Genomic DNA, 21920 nt, shown 5'->3' with positions numbered 1-21920 from the left:
GCAACCCAGAAGGAAGAGTGACGGACCGGTGACCGACAACGCGCGGGCCCGCAAGCTGGCCGATCGCATCCAGGTCGTGGTCGCGGAGACCCTGGACCGGCGTATCAAGGATCCGCGGCTCGGATTCGTGACCATCACGGACGCCCGGGTCACCGGCGACCTGCGGGAGGCCACGGTCTTCTACACGGTCTACGGCGACGACGAGGAGCGGGCGGCTTCCGCCGCCGCGCTGGAGAGCGCCAAGGGCGTGCTCCGCTCCGAGGTCGGCCGGCAGACCGGGGTCCGGTTCACGCCGACCCTGGCCTTCGTCCCGGACGCCCTGCCGGACAACGCCCGCACCATCGAGGACCTCCTCGACAAGGCGCGGGCCAAGGACGCGGAGGTTCGCGAGGTGTCCACCGGTGCGAAGTATGCGGGCGACGCCGACCCGTACCGTAAGCCGGAGGACGAAACGGACGAGTCCGACGAGAACGAGGGCTCAGCCTCCGAATGACACAGCAGAACAGGACGCCGGACGGCCTTGTCATTGTCGACAAGCCGTCCGGCTTCACTTCGCACGACGTCGTGGCCAAGATGCGCGGCATCGCCCGCACCCGCCGCGTCGGGCACGCCGGCACGTTGGACCCGATGGCGACCGGCGTTCTCGTGCTCGGTGTCGAGAAGGCCACCAAGCTCCTCGGCCATCTCGCACTGACCGAGAAGGAATACCTCGGCACGATCCGGCTCGGCCAGGACACGGTCACGGACGACGCCGAGGGCGAGATCACCTCGTCCACCGATGCGTCGGGTGTCACGCGTGAGGGCATCGACGCCGGTGTCGCTGCGCTGACCGGGGCGATCATGCAGGTGCCGTCCAAGGTCAGCGCCATCAAGATCGACGGCAAGCGGTCGTACGCGCGGGTGCGCGGCGGCGAGGAGTTCGAGATCCCGGCCCGGCCGGTCACGATCTCGTCCTTCAACGTCTACGACGTCCGCGAGGCGGTCGCGGAGGACGGGACCCCGGTCGTCGACCTGGTCGTCTCCGTCGTCTGCTCCTCCGGTACCTACATCCGCGCCCTGGCCCGCGACCTCGGCGCCGGACTGGGTGTCGGCGGGCATCTGACCGCACTGCGGCGCACTCGCGTCGGTCCGTACGGCATCGATGCGGCGCGGACGCTGGATCAGCACCAGGAGGAGCTGACCGTGATGCCGGTCGCGGAGGCCGCCGCCGCCGCGTTCCCGCGCTGGGACGTGGACGAGAAGCGGGCCAAGCTGCTGCTGAACGGGGTGCGGCTGGACATGCCCTCGTACCCGCCGGGACCGGTCGCGGTCTTCGGGCCCGACGGAACCTTCCTGGTGCTGGTCGAGGAGCAGAAGGGCAAGGCCAAGAGCCTCGCCGTCTTCGGCTGACGGCCGTCGGCGCCGGGATCGCCACCGGACGCCGGATCCCCATCGTGGAGCGGGCAGCCCCCCGTGCCCGCTCCACGATCCCCCTCGGGTGTCTGTCCACCGGAACCCGCGAATTCACCCCCACGAGCAGGCGCTCGGAGTGATTCAGGGGTGCACTTGGGGGCGCGTTTGCTCCGAGTGGTTCTCGCGCTGATCACTGCCGACCTAACGTCGGACCATGGGAAGCGGGGACCGGTCGACGCTGGTGCGTATCTGCGATCCGGCCGGCCGGCCGCGAGGGACGGGGTTCGTCGCGGATGACCGCGGCACGGTCGTCACCAGTCACGAAGCCGTCGACGGCCTGCTGCGACTCGTCCTGCACGGGACAGGTGATCGCAGCTGCCGCGTCGAGGCCGATGCGATCACCGCGCTCCCGGAGCTGGACCTCGCGCTGGTACGCACCGGGGGACTCGATGTGCTCGGCGTGGAGCCGCTGCCGATCGTGCTGCGGGACCGGATCGAGGCCGGTACGTACGTACGTATCGCCGCCCACGGCTGGCGTGAGGCGCGCGTGCTGGGCGTGGCCCCGGTGACGTACACCGCGACCGACCGCTCCTACCGGGTCGGCGCCGCGATGGAGCTGGCGCTCGGCACGGACGGCAGAGACGCACTGCGGCTGCGCGGGGCGGCGGTCGGCGGGCCGGTGCTCGATCCGGACAGCGGTGCGGTGATCGCCGTGGTCGGTACCGCGCTGCGCGGCGAACACCCCGCCGCCGGGTTCGCGGTGCCGCTGGTGGGCGTCGGCACCGACGCACCGCTGGGCGCGCTGCTGCGGCGCAATGCGACGACCGTCCCCGGATACGGACGCGACCTCAACCTTGCCGGTGCCCTGCAGCTCGCCGCGATGTCCATCGGGGCCGCGGGCGGTCCTGGGGCCCGGCCCGATCCGGTCGAACGCCCGGACGTCACCGCGGAGTTCACGGCGTTCGCGGCCGCCGGGGAACGCCCTGCGGTCGTGCTCGGCCTCGTCGCGGAGCCCGGCACCGGCCGCACCACCGAACTCGCCGCGCTCGCCGCCCGCCGGGCCCGCGGCTGCGACCCCGCCCTCACCCTCTGGCTGCGCGGCGCCGATCTGCTGGCCGCCGATGCCTCGGTCGCCGACGCGATCGCCCGCACGCTCGGGCAGGCCGGGCGGATCGTCACGGCGGCCGGGGCCGGCGGTGACATGGCGACGGCCACCCCCGAGCGGGTGGCCCGGCTCGCTGCCGATTCCGGGCGCCCGTTGCTCGTTCTGCTGGACGGCCCCGAGGAGATGCCGCCCGTACTCGCTCACCGGCTGGACCGGTGGACGGCGGGAACGGTCGACTGGCTGCGGAGCAACGGGGCACGGCTGGTGATCGCCTGCCGGCCCGAACACTGGGAGACGGCCGGTGCGCTCTGCCCGCCCGGAGCGCTGCACCGCCCCGCCAGGCCGGCCCGTCGGCTGCCGGCCGCCGTCCGGCTCGCCGGCCTCACCGCGAGCCAGGCCGAGCGTGCCAGGGAACGGTACGCCATTCCGGCCGACGCCCTGGCCCCCGGCTACGACCGGCATCCGCTCACCCTGCGCCTGCTCGCAGAGGTACGGGCGGCGCTCCCCGGAGACGTGGCCGGACAGCCGGACACGGACGACGTCTTCGGCGCCCACCTGGACCTGATGTGCCTGCGCATCGCGGTCCGGATCGCCGCGGCGTCCCGTCCGGCGCTCAGGGGCACGGCGGTGCGGCGGCTGGCCACCCGGGTGACGGGGCAGGTCCACGAGGCTGCGCGGCGCTGTCTCGGGCCGGGGCAGGGGGAGCTGGACCGCGCGGCGTTCGAGGAAATCTTCCCCTGGCGCACGGGATGGGCGTCGGCGGTCCTCACCGAGGGCCTGCTGGTCCCGGCGGGCGCGGGCTACCGCTTCGCGCACGAGGAGCTGGGGGACTGGGTGCAGGGCGCCCACCTGGACCTGGACACGGCGCTGCGGTCGCTGGTGCACCGATGGCACGAGGAGGATCCGGGCGGTGGGGGCAGGGCGGCGGAGGCACGCGTTCCGGCCCAGCGGAGCCCGCGGACGAGCCGCCGGGCGTCGACTGCCTCCGAGCGGGGGCAGGGGGCCGACGCGGCTTCGGGAGCGATGCCCTCGCGCGAGCCCCACACGCTCCCCGTACCGCGCCATCGGATCGGCCCGGTGATCCAGGCACTCCTGCTCCTGGGCCGCAGGCAAGGCGCTGCCGCCCTGTCCCATCGCCTGGCGGATCTGATCGAGGCCATGGACCGGTTGTCCACGAGGACGGACGGCCCGGCCACAGCCGCCCGGGGGCAGGGCACCGGGATCCCGACGGCTGCGGCCGGTCCGGACGGCGGCGCTGCCCGGCCCGGCGGGGCCGAGGGCGCCGGCCCGCTGCGCGACGCCTCCTGGTGGGCCGCTCACCTCCTGTCGCAGACACTGCTCCGGGTGCCCGATGCCGGGCGGTACGTCGAAGTGCTGCGGCTTCTCGCAGGTCTCATCGTCCGGCGGTCCGGCGCCGAGGGAGGGACAGGAGAGCGAGAGGGCGCCCGCGATGTCCCGCCCGGTCCGGGGTGTCACCGACACCCGCTGGGGGCGTACGCCGAGTTCGGACCGTGGTTCTGGCTGCGGCTGCGGCTGTCCGAGGCGGACCGGATCGACCTGCTGCGGCGGCTGGTGCCTGCGGACGGCCCGCCGCGCGGAGACGGATGGGACGGCGACCGCCACAGCCGACGGGGCGGGGCCGCCGCATGTCGTGACGAGGGCGGGGACAGCGGCGGGGAGCGGTTCCTGGATGTGGTGGCCAGGCGGCTCGTCGCCCGGCCCCGGATCGTGCAGCCCCTGCTCTGCCGCTGGTTCACCGATGAGCGCCCGCTGCCCGCCGAGGACGGTGTGGCGATGCGGCCGACCGTCGCCGCCGCCGCGCAGGCGCTCCTGTACGCCCGTCGTGACCTGGCCGTCGACGATCTGACCGACGCCCTCGTCGCGACCGTCCACCCGCGCGCCGACGAGCTGCTCGTCGCGCTGGCCGAGGACGAGCCGGCCGCCCTGTGCCGGGCTGTCGAGCGCTGGGCACGCGATGGCGACCGGCGGGCCCGACGGGGCGCCGCCGCTTCGTACGGGCTCGTCACCGCACCGCACGCCACTGCCGAAGCCGACCGTGCACTGCTGCGCCGCTCCGCGCTCGCCCTGCTGGCCCACCCCGCCGACGTCGACCTGCACGGAGCCGCGCTGACCCTCCTCGTACGCGATCCGCAGACCCGGGACCGCTATCTGCCGCAGGCCCTGCGGGTCTTCGTGCAGGGCGATCCGCATCTGACCGCGGCCGAGCTCGTCGTCGCCCTGCCGACCCATCGCGAGCCGGTGATCGCCGCGTTGCGGGAGGCGCTCACCCGGCCCGGGGACGGCGCGGGCGAGGTGCTGCGCTCGCTCGCCGGGATCGACGCCCCGGCGCTCGCCCTGCACGCGGCCGGTCTGGTGCGGGCGTACGTCGACAGCCATCCTGAGGGCGGCGCACATGCTGCCGCGTACATCGACCGCAGACTGGAGCACGGGCCCGTCGCCCGCGCGCTGCTGCTGCCTCTGATGAGCGGCCTGCTGCGGGACCGTCCGGCCCCCGCACCCGTGCGTGGCGCGCTCGCCCGGGTGCTGGCCGCGCCCGGCACCCCGGCTTCCGGGGCCCTGCGCGCCGAGCTGCTGGAGGTCCTGCTGGAGTTCGAACAGGGCGCCCACCGCGACCCGGTCGTGCTCGACGCACTGCTCTGTGCAGCGGCGACGGAATCCGCCCGGCGTGCGCCGGTCCGTACCCGAGCGCTGGTGCACCGCACCGGGATGCTGCTCGTCCGCACCCCCGAAGGAGCGGCCCGCTTCGACCGCAGGCTGGTCGAACTGGCCCGCGACGTGCCCGGATTCGCCCAGCTGGTCACCGGATGGCTGGCCGATGCGCCGCAGGAGTGGACAGCCGTCGTCGGCCCCAGTACGCGGCGGACCGTGGAGACCCTGTCCACCGCGATGACGATGCCGATGCAGGCCCCGGGGCGGGGGCATGGCAGTCTTAGACCTGCATAAGAGGTAAACCCACGTACACAGGTTCGGGCGAGGAGCGGTCACAGTGCAGCGCTGGCGTGGCTTGGAGGACATCCCCCAGGACTGGGGACGCAGCGTCGTCACCATCGGCTCCTACGACGGGGTGCACCGCGGACACCAGCTGATCATCGGCAGGGCCGTGGACCGCGCGCGCGAGCTGGGCGTGCCCTCGGTCGTCGTGACCTTCGACCCGCACCCCAGCGAGGTCGTACGGCCCGGCAGCCATCCGCCGCTGCTGGCCCCGCACCACCGGCGCGCCGAGCTGATGGCCGACCTGGGAGTGGACGCGCTGCTGATCCTGCCGTTCACGACCGAGTTCTCGAAGCTGACGCCGGCCGACTTCATCGTGAAGGTGCTGGTCGACAAGTTGCACGCGCAGCTCGTCATCGAGGGCCCCAACTTCCGTTTCGGCCACAAGGCCGCGGGGAACGTGCAGCTTCTCACCGAGTTCGGTGCGACCTACGACTACAGCGTCGAGGTCATCGATCTGTATGTGAGGGGCGAGGCGGGCGGCGGCGAGCCGTTCTCGTCCACCCTCACCCGCCGGCTCGTCGCCGAGGGCGATGTGGCGGGCGCCGCCGAGATCCTGGGCCGTCCGCACCGTGTCGAGGGCATCGTGGTGCGCGGCGCACAGCGCGGCCGCGAGATGGGCTTCCCGACGGCGAACGTGGAGACCCTGCCGCACACCGCGATCCCCGCCGACGGCGTGTACGCGGGCTGGCTGAACGCGAACGGCGAGACGATGCCCGCCGCGATCTCGGTCGGCACGAACCCGCAGTTCGACGGCACGGAGCGGACGGTGGAGGCCTACGCGATCGACCGTGTGGGTCTTGATCTGTACGGACTCCATGTCTCCGTCGACTTCCTCGCGTACGTCCGCGGGATGGCGAAGTTCGACTCGCTCGACGACCTGCTGGTGGCGATCGCCGCCGATGTGAAGCGGGCGAGCGAGCTGGTCGCGGCGTACGACCGCGGCTGATCCTTCTCTCACCTACGGCTCCGGCCGGGACCGCGCAGAGCGGTCCCGGCCGGAGCCGTAGGTGTATCGGGAGGCGGCTCAGGAGTTGAGCTCCTCCAGCGTCTTCCCCTTGGTCTCCACCGCGAACAGTGCGATCACCGCACCCACCACGGCCATGCAGCCCAGCTGGGCGAAGACCATCGTCAGGCTGCCCCCCGAGCCGATGATGGCGCCGACCACGATCGGTCCGAGGATGACACCGAGCCTGTTCCACACCCCGCCGAACGACGCCCCGCGCGCACGGCTGCGGGTCGGGTACAGCTCCGGTGTGTAGAGGTACAGGCTGACATTGGTCGCGAAGACGAAGAGCGTCGCGACCGACGCCCAGACCGCGACCTGTCCGCCCGAGGTGGCACCGGAGACGGCCAGCGAGAGCAGGGCGACCGCCGCGCCGCCGAGCCCGATGGTGAGCGAGATCCGGCGGCCCACCCGGTCGATGATCAGGGCCACGAGGAGACAGCCGATGAGCCCGGTCACATTGCTCAGCAGCGAGTAGTTCAGCGCGGTGCGCAGATCGAGGCCGAACGTCTTGGTGTAGAGCGAGGGCAGCCACGTCGCGATGCCGTGGTTGACGTAGTACGCGACGAACCACAGACCCGAGACGACCACCGTGCGCCGCAGATAGCGGCCGGTGAACAGGTCGCGCAGGCCGCCACGGGCCGTCTCGACGGCTGTCGCCGGGCCGGGCTCCGGCAGCTGTGCGCCGATGGACTTTTCGACGTCCTGCTCGATCCGGGCGATGACCTGCTCGGCCTCCTCGACCCGGCCGCGGGAGAGCAGCCAGCGTGGCGACTCGGGAACCTGGCGGCGCAGGACGACCACCAGCAGCACGGGCAGGGCGCCGATCAGGAACATCACACGCCAGCCGAAGCTGGGCACCACCCAGCTGGCGACCAGCGTCGCCGAGGCCAGACCGGCCGGGAAGATGAGCTCGTACAGCAGCACGAACCGGCCGCGGTGGTCGGCGCGCGCTATCTCGTTGATGTACGTGGCGGCGACGGGTACGACGCCGCCGATGCCGAGCCCCTGGACGAACCGGAAGGCGGTGAACAGGGCGAAGCCGGGCGAGACGGCGACGGCGAGGCTGGCCAGCGCGGTCACGGCCACGCCGAGCGCGACGGTACGGACCCGGCCGATGCGGTCGCCGAGCCAGCCGGCGACGAGTGCGCCGAGCAGCATGCCGACCGAACCGCTGGTGACGATCAGCGTGCCCTGGCCGGTGCTCAGCTTCCACTGTTCGGTCAGGACGGGCAGTGCGGAGGCGGTCAGCAACTGGTCGAACGCCTCGAAGAACGTGACGGCGCCGATGAGCGTGCGGACCTTGATGTGCCAGCGAGAGCTCGGCAGGCGTTCGAGCCTGGCCGAGATGGAGCTCACGGTGGGGCCGGTGGCCACGATTGACATGGGGATCCTTCCGCGAACAGAGGAGTTGCGGTGACCTTAGAAAGAAGTGTCTTAGGGGTCAACAACTAAGCACTTAAATTTCATAACGAAGTGAACCCCGCCTGAACAGGCATTTTGATGGTGAGCGAGGCACGGGCATGACTCACCGACCTATGGCGGATGAGCCATGGGCCGGTTGGGGCGGTGCGGGTCAGCGCAGCTGTGTGCGCTCCCGCGGCAGTGCCTGCAGCGCGTCGAAGACCCGCTCGGGGGAGAGCGGCAGGGTGGTCACCCGCGCACCGGTGGCGTCCTGCACCGCATTGGCGATGGCCGCCGCGACCGGGACCATCGCGCCCTCGCCGGCCCCCTTGGCGCCGAACGGGCCGGGTCCGTGCCCCTGCTCCTGGGTGATCGACACGAAACGCTCGGGGAGGTCCTCGGCCATGGGCACCCGGTAGTCCAGCGCCTCACCGTTGAGCAGTGCGCCGTCCTCGTACCGCATCTCCTCGAACATCGCCTGCGCCAGCCCCATCACGGCAGCGCCCTCGTCCTGACCACGGCAGAGCAGCTTGTTGACGGCCCGGCCGACATCGCCGCTCGCCACCAGCTGCAGGACCGTCACTTTTCCGGTGTCCGGGTCGACCTCGACCTCCGCGCCCGCCCAGCCGATCTCCCAGAAGAGGCAGGGGGACTCCAGCGGGGCGTCGGAGGAGAGCGGCGCCTTGAAGAAGCCCTCGCCGTGGAACTCGTACCCCGTACCGCCGAAGACCCTCGCCACCAGGCCCGGCAGCGGAACCGGTGCGTCTTCCCCGCGGCGTACCGTCCAATCCTGCAGGGTCAGTTCGGCCGGATCGCAGCGGAGCTGCTCGGCTGCGAAAGCGAGCACCTTCGACCTGGCGTCCTGGGCCGCCCTGAGTACCGCGGTGCCCATCACCGTCATCCCGGACGAGGCGTTGGTGCCCTGGTCGTAAGGAGTGACATCGGTGTCGACCGGTGCGTATCGCACCCGCTCCAGATCCGTGCCGAGCACCTCGGCTGCGACCTGGCAGAGCGAGGTGGAGGCGCCCTGGCCGATCTCGACAGTGCCGGAGCTGACGTAGACCGAGCCGGTGGCCGTGATCTTCACCCGGGCCTGCGCGGGCTTGTTCACCCCTCCGCCGTCCTTGAAACCGATGGCCAGCCCCATACCGCGATGGGGTACGCGCTCGCGCCCCTGATAGCCGAGCGCATCGGCGACCGCGTCCAGGCCTTCGGCGAGATCGCTGTCGATCCCGCTCTCGCCCGGCACGAACGGCTCCCCGAGCTGCTTGAGGTTCTTCATGCGCAGCTCGTACGGGTCCATCCCGAGCCGCTCGGCGATCATGTCGACCTGGCTCTCGGACGCCCAGGTGGCCTGCGTCGCCCCGAAGCCGCGGAACGGACCCGCCGGTGTGGTCGTCGTCATCACGCACGACGAGGAGGAACGGATGTGCTGCCAGCGGTACGGCCCCGGCATCCGGTAGCAGGCCTTCTCCGCGACCAGCGGGCTGCCGTCGGAGTACGCTCCCGCGTCCAGCAGCACCTCGCTCTCGCGCGCGACGAACGTCCCGTCCGCCATGACGCCCGTCCTCACCTTCAGGACGGCGGCGTGCTGGCTGAGCGTGAGGAAACCTTCCTCCGTCGTCAGGCAGTAGCGCACCGGCCGGCCGGCCGCCCGCGACAGCAGGATGGCGATCGGCTCGGTCTTGCAGTTGTGCTTCGAGCCGAACCCGCCGCCCACATACGGCACATGGATATGGATCCGGCTCTCCGGGGTGCGCAGCACCCGTGCCAGCTCCTTGCGCAGCGGGAACGGGTTCTGGGTCGAGGCCCAGATCTCGATCTCCTCGCCGCGCACATCCGCGACCGTCACGAACGGCTCCAGATGGAAGTGATTCATCCGGGAGAAGGTGAAGGAGTCCTCGAAGATGTGGTCGCAGTCGTCCCAGACGGAGTCCGGGCCGGTCTCGTACCGGAACTCGTAACAGACGTTGGGCCGCGGCCGGAGCTGACCGGAGGCCCCTGTCCCATAGGGAGGGACGATGCCGGGCGGAGCCTGTTCGAACAGCTCAGGGGCGTCGGGTGCGAGAGCGGCCTCGATGTCGGGGACGGCCGGCAGCGGCTCGTACACCACCTCGATCAGCTCCAGCGCGTGCAGCGCCACCGCCTCTGACTCGGCGGCGACGGCCGCCACCACATCGCCCGCGTACCGCACCCGGTCCAGGGCGACGACCGGCTGGTCCTTGATGAAGTAGCCGTAGGTGGGGTCGAGTCCGTCGAGCTCGTCGCGGGTCAGTACGGCGTGCACGCCCGGCAGCGCGCGGGCCTTGGCGCTGTCGACCGACACCAGGCGGGCGTGGGCGTGCGGGCTGCGGAGCACCTTGGCGTGCAGCATGCCGGGGAGCCGGATGTCGGCGGTGTACTGCGCGGCGCCGGTGACCTTGAGGGTCGCGTCGGTGCGGCGGTCGCGGGTTCCGATGCGGGATCCGGTCATCGGGCGTCCTCGGTGTCACGGGCCGGCTCGTCGTCACGGGACAGCTCGGCCGCCCTGCGTACCGAGTCGATGATCATCTGATAGCCGGTGCAGCGGCACACATTGGAGGAGATCCAGGAACGGATCGTCTCGTCGTCCGGCTCCGGGTCCTCCCTCAGCAGGGCGGTGGTCAGCATGATCATGCCGGGGGTGCAGTAGCCGCACTGGAAGCCCCCGCACTCCGCGAAGGCGCGCTGCACCGGACTCAGTTCCCCGCCCGTGGCCTGTCCCGCGACGGTCTCCACCGCACGGCCGTCGACGCTGAACGCGAAGACGCTGCAGGAGGCGGAGGGGGTCCCGTCGATCAGCGTGGTGCAGGCGCCGCAGACGCCGCGCTCGCAGGACGCCTTGACACCGGTCATGCCGTAGCGGTCGCGGAGCAGGTCGAGCAGAACGGTGTTGGGTGCGATCCGCTCGGTGCGCGGCCGGCCGTCGACGGCGAAGTCGATCGTGAGTCGGGTGCCCATGTCGCTGGTCATGTCGCTGTTCATCGGGGTGTTCCCTCTCCGGTGGTGCGTCGTTCCAGCAGCCGTCCGAGGAGTACCGCGGCGACATGGCGCCGGTAGCGGGCGCTCCCGGCCGCGTCGCCGATCGCCTCGGGCAGTGCGGCCGCGATCTCGGTGGGGTCGGTGCCCAGCGGGGCGCCGACGGTGTACGGACGGGTGTACTCGGAGCCCACCGCCATCGTGACCGTCCCCGCACGGACCGCTGCGGCCACCGTCATCAGCGGGCGCATCGAGCGCTCGTACCCGAACCACACCTGACGTACGTCCGTGATCCTGACCGCCCGCAGCAGACCGCCCGGCGGCTCCGCCCGGTCCCACAGTGCGGCCGGCGAGACGGTGACCGTCCCGTCGAATGTCAGGAAGTCCAGCTCCGCGTCGAGCGCGCCCAGCATCACCGACATCTCGTACCGGGTACGTCGCGCCATCAGATTCCCGCCGAGGGTGGCCCGCCGCCGGATCCGCTGGGTGGCGATGCTGCCCCAGCCCGCGGCCAGACCCGGCAGGGCGGCCCGCACCCGGGCGTCGTGCGAGCCGGCATGATGATCGACCCCGGCGCCGATCTCCAGCGTCGAGCCGTCCCACTCGACCGCGCCGAGCTCGGGTACGCGCTCCAGCGACACGAGGGTCCGGCAGTCGAGACCCTCGCGGAACTGTGCGAAGAGATCGCTGCAGCCCTGCGCATAGACCGCACCGCGGGTTGCCCCCGCCGCCACGGCCTCGGCCGCCGTCACGGGACGTTCCAGGACGAAGTCGGGGATGGTGCGCTGGGTGGGCGCCACCATCCCGGTGGGGAGCAGGAGCATGCGGACCGTGCCTCCTGGAGCGGCGCAGCGGTCGATCACCGATGTCACCACGGAGAGTTATCTAAGAACTGAAACAGCTAATGCTGAGATTTCTAGCACTTGGAGATAGCCACCACAAGGGTCCGGCTCCGGGTGCCGGTTGTATCGTGGGCGGTCACTACCGCACCGCACGCTCCATTCCCGGAAGGAGGCGCGGGGTCCCGGCGCCGGCGCCGTCCTCCCACCGCACATGACTCGTAGAGCTTCCAGCAGCCCCGACGCGGTCGACCTCATTCTGGAGCAGTGGAAGCGGGAGCTGCCGAGTCTCGACGCCTCCCCGATGGAGGTGCTCGGCCGGCTGCACCGCAGCTTCCTGCGCTACCAGGGGCTGCTGTCCGACCTCTTCGACTGCTTCGACCTGAACATGGCGGCCTTCGATGTGCTCGCTGCTCTGCGCAGGTCAGGACCGCCCTACCGACGGACCGCCGGTGAACTCGCCCACATATCCCTGGTCACCACCGGCGGCATCACGCTGCGTCTGGACCGGCTGGAGAAGGCCGGTCTGGTGACCCGGGAGCGCGATCCCGGCGACCGCAGGGTCGTGTACGCGCGGCTCACCGACCGGGGGATCGAGATCGCCGATGTGGTCGCGGTCGCGCACTTCGCCAACGAGGAGCGGATGCTGGCGGAGCTGACGGGGGCCGAGCGACGTCAACTGGGCCGGCTCCTCGGCAAGCTGGAACGCTCCCTGGAGACGGCGGAACGGACACCGCCCGACCCCGGGACGGCCACCGGGGTGGCCGGGCGGCCGGCCCGGGTCGAAAAGCCGCCGACAGTCAGTATCTGAGCACTGAGGCATCGACCGGGACGGGGCCGCGTCCGACCCGGAGCGGTCGGCCGGACGCCCGGCCGACCGGAGGGCCACCGCCCTACGACTGCGCGCCCACCACCGCGTTCGCCCAGTGGCACGCCACCTGTGTCTCCCCGCCCCCGGCGAGCACCGGAAGATCCTTCGTACGGCACGCGTCCGCCACTCCTGCCTGCTCCGCCTCGCCCGAGGCGAGGATCTGGCAACGCGCGTGGAAGCGGCATCCGGACGGCACCTTCGACGGGTCCGGCGGTTCACCCGTGAGGATCACCGGATCGCCCTCGGCCTCCGGCAGCACCGACAGCAGTGCCTGGGTGTAGGGATGCTGCGGGGCCGTCAGGATCTGCTCGACCTCGCCCGTCTCGACGATCCGGCCGAGATACATCACCGCGACCCGGTCGGCGATGTTCCACGCCAGACCGAGGTCGTGCGTGACCACCAGGGCCGACAGGCCCAGTTCGTCCCTCAGCCGCAGCAGCAGGGCCAGGATCTCGCCGCGCACCGACGCGTCCAACGAGGCCACCGGCTCGTCGGCCACGATGAGTTCCGGTTCCAGGACGAGGGCGCCCGCGATCACAACGCGCTGACGCTGGCCGCCCGACAGCTCGTGCGGGTAGCGCAGGAAGAACCGCTCGGGGGGCCGCAGCCCGGCCCGCGACAGGGCCTCCGCGACGGCGGCCCGTTCGTCACCGGCGTACCCGTGGATCCGTAGGCCCTCCGCCACCGCCTCGTACACCGTGTGCCGCGGGTTGAGCGAACCACTGGGGTCCTGGAGAACCAGCTGCACCCGCTTGCGGTACGCCTTAAGCGCGCGGCCCGCATAGTCGAGCGGCTTGCCGTCGAAGGTGACCGCCCCGGACGTCGGGGGCACCAGCCCCAGCAGGGAGCGGGCCAGCGTCGTCTTCCCGCACCCGGACTCGCCGACCAGTGCGACGATCTCGCCGGGCCGGATGTCCAGGTCGACGCCGTCCACCGCGCGAGCCGTGGCCGCACCGCGCCGGCCGGGGAAGGTGACCTTCAGTCCCTCTGCGCTGAGCAGAGGAGTGGTGGTGGTCATGATGTGCTCCTTGCTTCCTCGGCGCCCTGCCGGAGCGAGGCGTCGGCCGCCCCCGGCTCCACCAGCACGCAGGCCGCCCGCCGCGCCGCGCCGGCGTCCCGCAGCTCCTGGTCCTGTGTGGTGCAGGAGTCCAGTGCCACCGGACAGCGCGGATGGAACGTGCAGCCGGCCGGCAGCGCCGACGGGTCCGGCGGGTCACCGGGCAGCCCGCGGGGCGCGAACCGGGAGGACCGGTCGCCGATCCGCGGGAAGGCGCCCGACAGGGCCTTGCTGTAGGGGTGTTGGGCGTCCTCGAAGACCGCGGCGGAGGGGCCCTCCTCCACGACCCGGCCCGCGTACATCACCGCGAGCCGGTCACAGGTGTCCGAGAGCACCGCCAGGTCGTGGCTGATCATGATCAGACCGAGGTCCTGCTGGGACACCAGCTGCTCGATCAGCCGCAGGATCTGAGCCTGGATCATCACATCGAGAGCCGTCGTCGGCTCGTCCGCGATGATCAGGTCCGGGTCGCAGGCCAGCGCCATCGCGATCATCACGCGCTGCCGCTGACCGCCGGAGAGCTCGTGCGGATACGCGTTCGCGCGCGCGGCCGGCAGCCCCACGTGCTCAAGGAGTTCACCGGCCTTCTTCTTCGCGCCGGCCGGTGTCGCCTTCTTGTGCAGCAGGATCGGCTCGGCGATCTGGTCACCGATGCGGTGCACGGCGTTGAGCGAGTGCATGGCCCCCTGGAAGACGATCGAGGCACCCGCCCAGCGCACGGCCCTGACCTGGCCCCACTTCATGGCGAGGACGTCCTCGCCGTTCAGCAGGATCTCGCCGGTGACCTTCGTCCGGGCGGGCAGCAGCCGCAGCAGCGCGAGCGCGAGCGTCGACTTGCCGCACCCGGACTCACCGGCGATGCCGAGCTTCCGGCCCGCGTCGACGGTGAGGTTCACGCCCCGGACCGCCTGCGCTCCGCCGGCGTACGTCACCGAGAGGTCGCGCACCTCCAGCAGGGGGCTCCTCTGTGTGCTCGGTGTACTCAACGGGCCACCCCCAGCTTGGGATTGAGGACGGACTCGATGGCACGCCCGCACAGTGTGAACGACAGCGCCACCAGGGCGATGGCGATGCCGGGCGGTGCCAGGTACCACCAGTCGCCGGCGCTCACGGCGCCCGCCTCGCGCGCGTCCTGAAGCATGCCGCCCCAGGAGGTGATGGTCGGGTCGCCGAGGCCGAGGAAGGCGAGCGTGGCCTCTGTGAGAATCGCGCTGGAGATCACGAGCGTGGTCTGCGCGAGCACCAGCGGCATCACGTTCGGCAGGACGTGGCGGGCCATGATGTGCCCGTGGCCGCCGCCCAGGGCGCGGGCGCGCTCGATGTAGGGACGGGACTCCACGGCGAGCGTCTGGGCGCGGACCAGACGGGCCGTGGTCGGCCAGGTCGTCACGCCGATGGCGAGGATGACCGTCCAGATGGAGCGGTCCATCACCGTGGCGAGCGCGATCGCGAGAACGAGGGTCGGCATCACCAGGAACCAGTCGGTGACGCGCATCAGCACCGTCGAGTACCAGCCGTGGAAGTGGCCCGCGACGATTCCGACGACCGTGCCGATCGCCACGCACAGGAACGCGGCGAGCAGTCCCACCGTGAGCGAGACGCGGGCGCCCCATACCAGCAGTGCCAGGACGCTGCGTCCGAACTGGTCGGTACCGAGCGGAAATTCACCGCTGGGCGATTCGAGCGCGCCCCCCGGTGCGTCGGTGACGCTCTGCGAGTCGGCGCCGGCCAGCGTGGGCGCGAACACCGCGATCAGTGCGATCAGGATGAGCCCGGCCAGCCCCCACAGGCCGCCCCGGTGTGTCCGGTACTCCCGCCAGAAGCGGGCCAGTGACTGGCGCTTGCGGGCCCGGGCCAGGGCGCGCGGGGTCTTGGTCACGCCCGCTTCGTTCTGCACGGGCAACGGTTCGGTCGTCATCGGCCCACCCGGGGATCGAGCAGCGGATACAGCACGTCGGCGAGGGTGTTCGCCAGGATCACCGCGGTGGCGAAGACGAAGAACAGCCCTTGGACGAGGGGAAGGTCGGGCACGCTCAGCGCCTGGTAGAAGAGACCGCCGAGTCCCGGCCAGGAGAACACCGTCTCGACCAGGATCTGGCCCGCCACCACATGACCAAGGTTCACGAACATCAGTGTGAACGTGGGCAGCATCGCGTTCGGGACGGCGTGCTTGCGCCGTACGACATCGTCACGGAGCCCCTTCGCGCGGGCTGTCGTCAGATAGTCGCTGCCCATCTCGTCGAGGAGCGAGGAACGCATCACGAGGAGTGTCTGCGCATAGCCGACCGCGACCAGTGTGATCACGGGAAGCACCAGGTGATGGGCGACGTCGAGGACATAGGCGAGGCCTGTCTCGCCGCCCGACTCCAGGCCGCCCGTCGGGAACATGCCGGGGATCGGGCCGATGCCCACCGAGAAGACAATGATCAGGAGCAGGCCCAGCCAGAACGACGGCACCGAGTAGAGCGTGAGCGCGAACGCGGTGTTGAAGCGGTCGCTGCGGGAGCCGTTGCGCCAGGCGGTACGGGTGCCCAGCCAGATGCCGAGCGCCGTGTAGAGGACGTATGCCGTGCCGGTGAGCAGCAGCGTCGCCGGGAGCGCCTCGGTGATCTTGTCGATGACGGGGCTGTGGAACTGGAACGAGGTACCGAAGTCCCCGGTCAGCGCATCACCCACGTAGCTCGTGAACTGCTTCCAGAGCGGCTGGTCGAGGCCGAACTGGTGTCTGAGCGACTGGAGCTGCTCGGCGGAGACGCGGCGGCCGCCGGTCATCTGCTTCACGGGGTCGCTGGGGATGAGGCGGAAGAGGAAGAAGCTGGTGACCAGAACGGCGAACAGGGAGACGACCGCTCCCGCGATCTTTGCCGCCACGTACTGGAGATAGACCTTGATGTTGCGCGCCCGTGCGTCGCGGGCGACCGTCGGCCCGGCCGGAGCCCGGCCGTCGATGTCCGCATCCGCGTTCTGCACGAGCGCCGGAGTGCTGTCAGCTGTCATGGGGGAACTCTCGTTACTCGTGCTGCACTTGGAGGGACCGGCAGGGGGATGCGATGTCGTGGCCCCCTGCCGGTCCCTCTCATCCCGTTCGCGTGATTATTCGCGTTCCTCCGCCGTGCTGCGGCGGCGCCGCGCGAGGAGGAACCCGCCACCGGCGACCACCACCACGGCGACGACGATGCCGATGACGACACCGGTCGAGCTGCCACCGCTGTCGGCGGCCGAACCGTTCTTGCCGTCGGCGGCCGCCGGAACGGCCGACCACCAACTCCAGTACCCGTCCTGGCCGTAGATGTTGCCGGCCGCCTCGGGCATGGTGGTGATGGACTTGATCTGGTCGGTGCGGTACGCCTCGACCGCGTTCGGGTACGCGATGATGTTCATGTACCCGGAGTCGTACATCCACGACTCCATCTGCTTGACGATGTCCGCCCGCTTGGCCGGGTCGTACTCGGCGAGCTGCTTCTTGTACAGCTCGTCGTACGTCTTGTCGCAGATGAAGTTGTCCGTGGCTGCGCTCTCCTTGGCCTTGGCGGGCAGGGCCGAGCAGGTGTGGATGCCCAGGACGAAGTCCGGGTCCGGGTTGACGGACCAGCCGTCGAAGGCGAGGTCGTACTCACCGGCGTACCAGGGCACCGAGACGTCGTCGCGGCAGTCGACCTTCAGGCCGATGCCGAGCTTGCCCCACCACTCCTTGAGGTACTTGCCGATCGCCTTGTCGTTCGGGTCCGTGGCGTGGCACAGGATGCGCAGGTCGAGCGGCTTGCCGTCCTTGCCGACGCGCTGGTCGCCCTTGAGCTTGTACCCCGCCTGGTCGAGGAGCTTGCCCGCCCGGTCGGGGTCGTACGACAGCTTCTGGCTGTCGGACGGCTGCCAGAAGTAGTCCGAGAAACGCGGCGGAATGTAGCCCTGGCCCTCGACGGCGTGGCCCTGGAAGACCTTGTCGATGATGGTCTTGCGGTCGATCGACAGGAAGAGCGCCTGACGGACCTTCTGGTCGAGCAGGGCCTTGTTGCCGTCGCCGAACTTCTTGCCGTCCTTGGTCTGCGCACCCGGGTTGGTGGCCAGCGCGAAGAAGCGGCGGCCCGGACCCTCGTTGACCTTGATGTTCTTGTCGCCCTTGAGGGACGCGGCCTGGGCGGGCGTGAGCGCGGGGGCGCCCGCGACGAACGAGACCTCACCCTTGCGCAGGGCGGCGACCGCGGCGTCCTGGTCCTTGTACGTCTTGAAGACCAGTTCGTCGAACTTGGGGGCGCCGCGCCAGAAGCTCTTGTTGGCCTTGAGCTTCACATACTGGTCGACCTTGTAGTCGGTCAGGATGTACGGCCCGTTGCCCACGATCGGGAACTTGGTGTCGTTGTTGAACTTCGAGAAGTCCCCGACCTTCTCCCAGACATGCTTCGGCACGATCGGCACATCGAGTGCGGCCATGGTGGCCTGAGGCTGCTTCAGCTCGATGACCAGCTTCTCCGGGCTGGGCGCCGTCACCTTCTTGAAGTTCGCGACGAAGCTGCCGTTCGCGGTGGCGGCACCTTCGTCGGTCATCATCTTGTTGAAGGTCCACGCCGCGTCCTCGGCGGTGGCCTGCTGCCCGTCCGACCACTTGGAGTTGGGCCGTATGGTGTACGTCCAGGTCAGCTTGTCGGCGGACGGCTCCCACTTGGTGGCGAGCCCAGGGACCGTGTGGTTGTCCTTGGGGTCGTAGTTGGTGAGGAAGTCGTACATGAGCCGGTGGACGCTGGTGCTCATCAGCCGCTGAGCGAGGAACGGGCTCAGTGAGTCGACGCTCTGTGCGACCGCGACGGTCAGCGTCGTCTTGCCGTTGTCGGCTGCCTGCGCCTGCTGCGGGGCGGCGCCGACGGGCATCCCGGGGACGATCGATCCGGCCGCCAATGCGAGGGCCGCGGCACCGGATGCCAGGAGGGTACGCATACGTGAGCGTGGCTGAGCGGAGGGTGGTGGGACTCTTGTGACCATGAACAGGGACCTCGCGTCATGACTCGCACGGAGAAGGCGGGTTGATCTCTGGTTCGCCAACTGGTGAAGCGAAGGTCTACCAGCGCCGGTCGAGTCGCGTCAACGGTGCCCCAAACGGCGTGTGGGCTGCAGGAATGCCCAGAGGGCCCGCACCGTCGGGACGGTGCGGGCCCTCATTGGTTTAGACCTCTGATGCCTTACTGCTGAGGCGCTGGCGGTGGCTGCGGAGGGTGCTGCTGCCAGCCCGCGGGCGGGACGGGGCCTTGCAGTTCGGGGTGGTCCTGCTGTGCCGGCAAGCCGGGCTGACCGCCGTGCTGCTGCGGCGCGGGCGGGCCGGCCGGGCTCGCCGGGGACTGGGCCTGGGACGGCAACGACTGCTGCCAGCCGTTCTGCTGTGCACCGGGACCGGGGTGCGGGGGATACGGCTGCTGTCCCCCGTACGGCTGATGGGGCGGGTAGGGCTGCTGGGGCTGCTGAGGCGGATACGGCTGGCCCGTCTGCTGTGGTGCGTACGGCTGCTGACCGGGCGTCTGGTGTCCGGGCATCGGCGGGGCGAACTGCGGCGGCGGGTTGTTGCCGTCCGACGTCCACAGGCCCTGCTGCTGCTGGGCGCGCGGGAAGTCCTCGGCGACCAGCGCGGAGAGGTTGAAGTACGCCTCGCGGGTCTTCGGGCGCATCATGTCCAGGTCGACCTCGGCGCCGGCCGACAGATGCTCGTCGAACGGTACGACGATCACGCCCCGGCAGCGCGTCTCGAAGTGCTGCACGATGTCATCGACCTTGATCATCTTCCCGGTCTCGCGGACCCCGGAAATGACGGTGATCGAGCGCTGCACCAGTTCCGCGTACCCGTGCGCCGACAGCCAGTCCAGCGTCGTGGAGGCACTCGAGGCACCGTCGACCGACGGCGTCGAGATGATGATCAACTGGTCGGCGAGGTCCAGCACTCCGCGCATCGCGCTGTAGAGCAGACCGGTACCCGAGTCGGTGAGGATGATCGGGTACTGCTTGCCGAGGACATCGATCGCGCGCCGGTAGTCCTCGTCGTTGAAGGTCGTCGAGACCGCCGGGTCCACGTCGTTGGCGATGATCTCCAGACCGGAGGGCGCCTGCGAGGTGAAGCGGCGGATGTCCATGTACGAGTTGAGGTACGGGATCGCCTGGACCAGGTCACGGATGGTGGCCCCGGTCTCGCGACGCACGCGGCGGCCGAGCGTACCGGCGTCCGGGTTGGCGTCGATGGCGAGGATCTTGTCCTGGCGCTCGGTGGCCAGGGTCGCGCCGAGTGCGGTGGTCGTCGTGGTCTTGCCGACACCGCCCTTGAGGCTGATGACCGCGATCCGGTAGCACGACAGCACGGGCGTACGGATCAGGTCGAGCTTGCGCTGCCGCTCGGCCTCCTCCTTCTTGTTGCCCAGCTTGAAGCGGGACGCGGCGGACGGCGCACGGCTGCTCTTGGCCTTCTGCTTGCCCCGGACCAGGCGGTCGGAGGACAGCTCCACAGCCGCCGTGTAACCGAGGGGTGCGCCGGGCACGGAACGCTCGCGCTGGTCATGGGTGACCGGGGTGGGCCAGGCCGCGCCGGTGCGCGGGTCGACGGGCGGACCCTGCGGCGGCTGCTGTTGCGGGTGCAGGTGTTGGGGTTGCTGGGGCTGTTGCTGGTGGGCGGGCGGCTGGGGCGCGACCGGCGCGGGCAGATTGGGCGCGCCCTGGACCGGCGGCTGGGGCGCCTGGTGGGCCTGGGGCGGCTGCGGGGCGCTCTGCTGTGCGGGCCACTGCGGTGGCTGCGGCACCTGAGGCGGTTGCGGGAACCCGTATGCGCCCTGCACCGGCGGCGCGGGGGGAGCGGGGTGCTGCGGAACCTGCGGCGGCAGCGGCACTCCCTGGGCGGGCGCCTGCGGCTGCGGCGGGAATCCGTAACCGCCCTGCGGCGCCGGGGCGTTCCGCTGGGCAGGCAGCTGAGGCGCTTGCGGTGCCTGAGGCGTGTGCGGCGCCTGCGCGGGGTTCGGGAACCCGTAACCGCCGGGCGCCTGGTTCGTCTGGGCAGGCCCCGTCGCCGGCCACTGCGGCGCCGGCTGGGGCGCGTCGGGCTGCGGCGCGGCGGGCTGGAAGGCGGGCGGCAGCGGCGGCAGAGTGCCCTGCGCGGGCGGTGCCGGGGTCCAAGGGGTCGGCGGCGCAGCGGCCGGCGGGGCGTTCGGCGGCACCGCGTCCGAAATGGCGTCCGAGGGCGCAGGGCCGACAGGCTCGTCGGCGTCGGCAGGAACGTCGGCCGGAACCTCGTCCGTAACGGAGTCCCTGACCGCATCGGTCACCGGTCCCGCATCGCCGTCGCCGTCGCCGGTCGCCACGTCGGAAGGCTGTCCCGAATCGGATCCGGCGGTCGCGCCAGAATCGGCAGCGCCACCGTCCCCGCCACGATCACCGGCACCGGCCCCGTCTGCCGGCGGGGCAGTTGTCGCGGCCGCAGTCGCGGCCACAGCGGCGTCCGCGGCCTCCGCGGCCGCAGCCTCCCGCTCCGCGATCTCCCGCTTCAGCGCGGCCGGCGAGAACCGCATGGTCGCGCCGCTCTCCAGGTCTCCGCCTCCGAAAGGAGCCGGCGCACCACTTGCCTCCCCTGCCCCGGGCGCGGGGGAGGAAGAGGAATCAGCGGCAGCGGCAGCAGCAGGGGGTGTCGGCGCGACCGGTGCCACCGGCGGTGCGGCTGCGGGCGGTGCCGGAGCCCAGGTGGGCTCGAAGCCGCCCCCGGCCGGCAGCCCGGGCACGGACACCGGCGCCCCGTTGGGCGGCGGAGGCGGCGCCAGGTGCGATCCGGCCCCGCCCGACGAGTCCCCGGACGCGTTCTGCGTGTACCAGGCGGGCGGGGTGTAGTCGATGGTGAACTCACCCGTCATCTCGGCGGGCTCCGCGTCGGACGACTCGTCGACGGGCCTGCTCCAGCCCTCTCGGATTTCGTCCCGATCGCCGTTCACTTTGCCTCCTGGTGTGGTCGAGCACCCTTGTGCCGTGGTGGGTGGGGGCGACCGTTCCCGTATTCCGAACCGCCCGGCTCTCCCCCTTGGGACGCGCACTGCCTGCCCGCAGGTTCTACTGCCGCGCCCCTACCCACCCTAATCGTCATCGGGCCCCCTCCGGCAGGCCGTAGGGCACCGCAAGAGCTGTCCAGTACGTCACGCGTAGCCCCCAAGTGAACCGAGTAGGTCAGAGCATGACGAGCGAAGCGGTCAAACTCATACATCTGCACACGGATATGTGAACATTCCGTG

At 71.0% G+C, this 21920-nt stretch carries 15 protein-coding genes; 5 read left to right on the top strand and 10 right to left on the bottom strand.

Annotated features, from left to right (window positions below):
- The first annotated feature begins 28 nt into the window (after nt 1-28).
- The 4 genes from rbfA to OHA88_RS15805 all read left to right on the top strand — a co-directional run bounded on the left by rbfA (nt 29) and on the right by OHA88_RS15805 (nt 6458).
- The gene (rbfA, locus tag OHA88_RS15820) at nt 29-493 is read left to right on the top strand and encodes a 30S ribosome-binding factor RbfA (RefSeq protein ID WP_267001150.1); all 465 of its coding nucleotides are present in this window, start codon (nt 29-31) and stop codon (nt 491-493) included.
- A complete protein-coding gene (gene truB, locus OHA88_RS15815) occupies nt 490-1389 on the top strand; it encodes a tRNA pseudouridine(55) synthase TruB (protein ID WP_326606047.1) in 900 nt (299 codons plus the stop codon). The genes rbfA and truB overlap by 4 nt, the downstream gene beginning before the upstream one ends.
- A gap of 217 nt (nt 1390-1606) precedes the next feature.
- Nucleotides 1607-5461, top strand: coding sequence for a serine protease (locus tag OHA88_RS15810; RefSeq protein ID WP_328626015.1), 3855 nt, complete (start codon nt 1607-1609; stop codon nt 5459-5461).
- Nucleotides 5462-5504: 43 nt separating this feature from the next.
- The gene (locus tag OHA88_RS15805) at nt 5505-6458 is read left to right on the top strand and encodes a bifunctional riboflavin kinase/FAD synthetase (RefSeq protein WP_328626014.1); all 954 of its coding nucleotides are present in this window, start codon (nt 5505-5507) and stop codon (nt 6456-6458) included.
- 78 nt (nt 6459-6536) lie between these two features.
- Here OHA88_RS15805 and OHA88_RS15800 read toward each other — a convergent pair whose 3' ends face one another.
- The 4 genes from OHA88_RS15800 to OHA88_RS15785 form a co-directional block, all read right to left on the bottom strand.
- Nucleotides 6537-7901 (bottom strand): MFS transporter, encoded by a 1365-nt coding sequence (locus tag OHA88_RS15800; RefSeq protein ID WP_267001143.1) that lies wholly within the window; start codon nt 7899-7901, stop codon nt 6537-6539.
- A gap of 190 nt (nt 7902-8091) precedes the next feature.
- Nucleotides 8092-10392, bottom strand: a complete 2301-nt coding sequence (locus OHA88_RS15795) for a xanthine dehydrogenase family protein molybdopterin-binding subunit (protein ID WP_328626013.1) — start codon at nt 10390-10392, stop codon at nt 8092-8094.
- Nucleotides 10389-10922 carry a (2Fe-2S)-binding protein gene (locus tag OHA88_RS15790; RefSeq protein WP_326626786.1) on the bottom strand — a complete coding sequence of 178 codons (534 nt, stop codon included), beginning with the start codon at nt 10920-10922 and terminating at the stop codon, nt 10389-10391. The genes OHA88_RS15795 and OHA88_RS15790 overlap by 4 nt, the downstream gene beginning before the upstream one ends.
- Nucleotides 10919-11740: an FAD binding domain-containing protein gene (locus OHA88_RS15785; protein WP_328626012.1), complete on the bottom strand. Its 822-nt coding sequence runs from the start codon at nt 11738-11740 to the stop codon at nt 10919-10921. Before OHA88_RS15785 ends, OHA88_RS15790 begins: the two co-directional genes overlap by 4 nt.
- 229 nt (nt 11741-11969) lie before the next feature.
- On the opposite strand from OHA88_RS15785, the gene OHA88_RS15780 reads away from it, so the two are divergent.
- A complete protein-coding gene (locus OHA88_RS15780) occupies nt 11970-12566 on the top strand; it encodes a MarR family winged helix-turn-helix transcriptional regulator (protein WP_328626011.1) in 597 nt (198 codons plus the stop codon).
- Nucleotides 12567-12648: 82 nt separating this feature from the next.
- Here OHA88_RS15780 and OHA88_RS15775 read toward each other — a convergent pair whose 3' ends face one another.
- The 6 genes from OHA88_RS15775 to OHA88_RS15750 all read right to left on the bottom strand — a co-directional run bounded on the left by OHA88_RS15775 (nt 12649) and on the right by OHA88_RS15750 (nt 21626).
- Complete coding sequence (locus tag OHA88_RS15775) at nt 12649-13644, bottom strand: ABC transporter ATP-binding protein (RefSeq protein ID WP_328626010.1); 996 nt, start codon at nt 13642-13644, stop codon at nt 12649-12651.
- A complete protein-coding gene (locus tag OHA88_RS15770; RefSeq protein WP_328626009.1) occupies nt 13641-14669 on the bottom strand; it encodes an ABC transporter ATP-binding protein in 1029 nt (342 codons plus the stop codon). The genes OHA88_RS15775 and OHA88_RS15770 overlap by 4 nt, the downstream gene beginning before the upstream one ends.
- Nucleotides 14666-15601, bottom strand: a complete 936-nt coding sequence (locus OHA88_RS15765) for an ABC transporter permease (protein WP_030979809.1) — start codon at nt 15599-15601, stop codon at nt 14666-14668. Before OHA88_RS15765 ends, OHA88_RS15770 begins: the two co-directional genes overlap by 4 nt.
- On the bottom strand, nt 15598-16680 hold the full coding sequence (locus OHA88_RS15760; RefSeq protein ID WP_328626008.1) for an ABC transporter permease: 1083 nt from the start codon (nt 16678-16680) through the stop codon (nt 15598-15600). The genes OHA88_RS15765 and OHA88_RS15760 overlap by 4 nt, the downstream gene beginning before the upstream one ends.
- 96 nt (nt 16681-16776) lie before the next feature.
- Nucleotides 16777-18657, bottom strand: a complete 1881-nt coding sequence (locus OHA88_RS15755) for an ABC transporter substrate-binding protein (protein ID WP_328626007.1) — start codon at nt 18655-18657, stop codon at nt 16777-16779.
- Nucleotides 18658-18854: 197 nt separating this feature from the next.
- Nucleotides 18855-21626: an SCO5717 family growth-regulating ATPase gene (locus tag OHA88_RS15750; RefSeq protein ID WP_328626006.1), complete on the bottom strand. Its 2772-nt coding sequence runs from the start codon at nt 21624-21626 to the stop codon at nt 18855-18857.
- Nucleotides 21627-21920 lie beyond the last annotated feature (294 nt).

Origin of the sequence: Streptomyces sp. NBC_00353, assembly GCF_036108815.1 — a bacterium.
Classification (GTDB): domain Bacteria; phylum Actinomycetota; class Actinomycetes; order Streptomycetales; family Streptomycetaceae; genus Streptomyces.
This window is presented reverse-complemented; position numbering and strand designations above follow the sequence as displayed.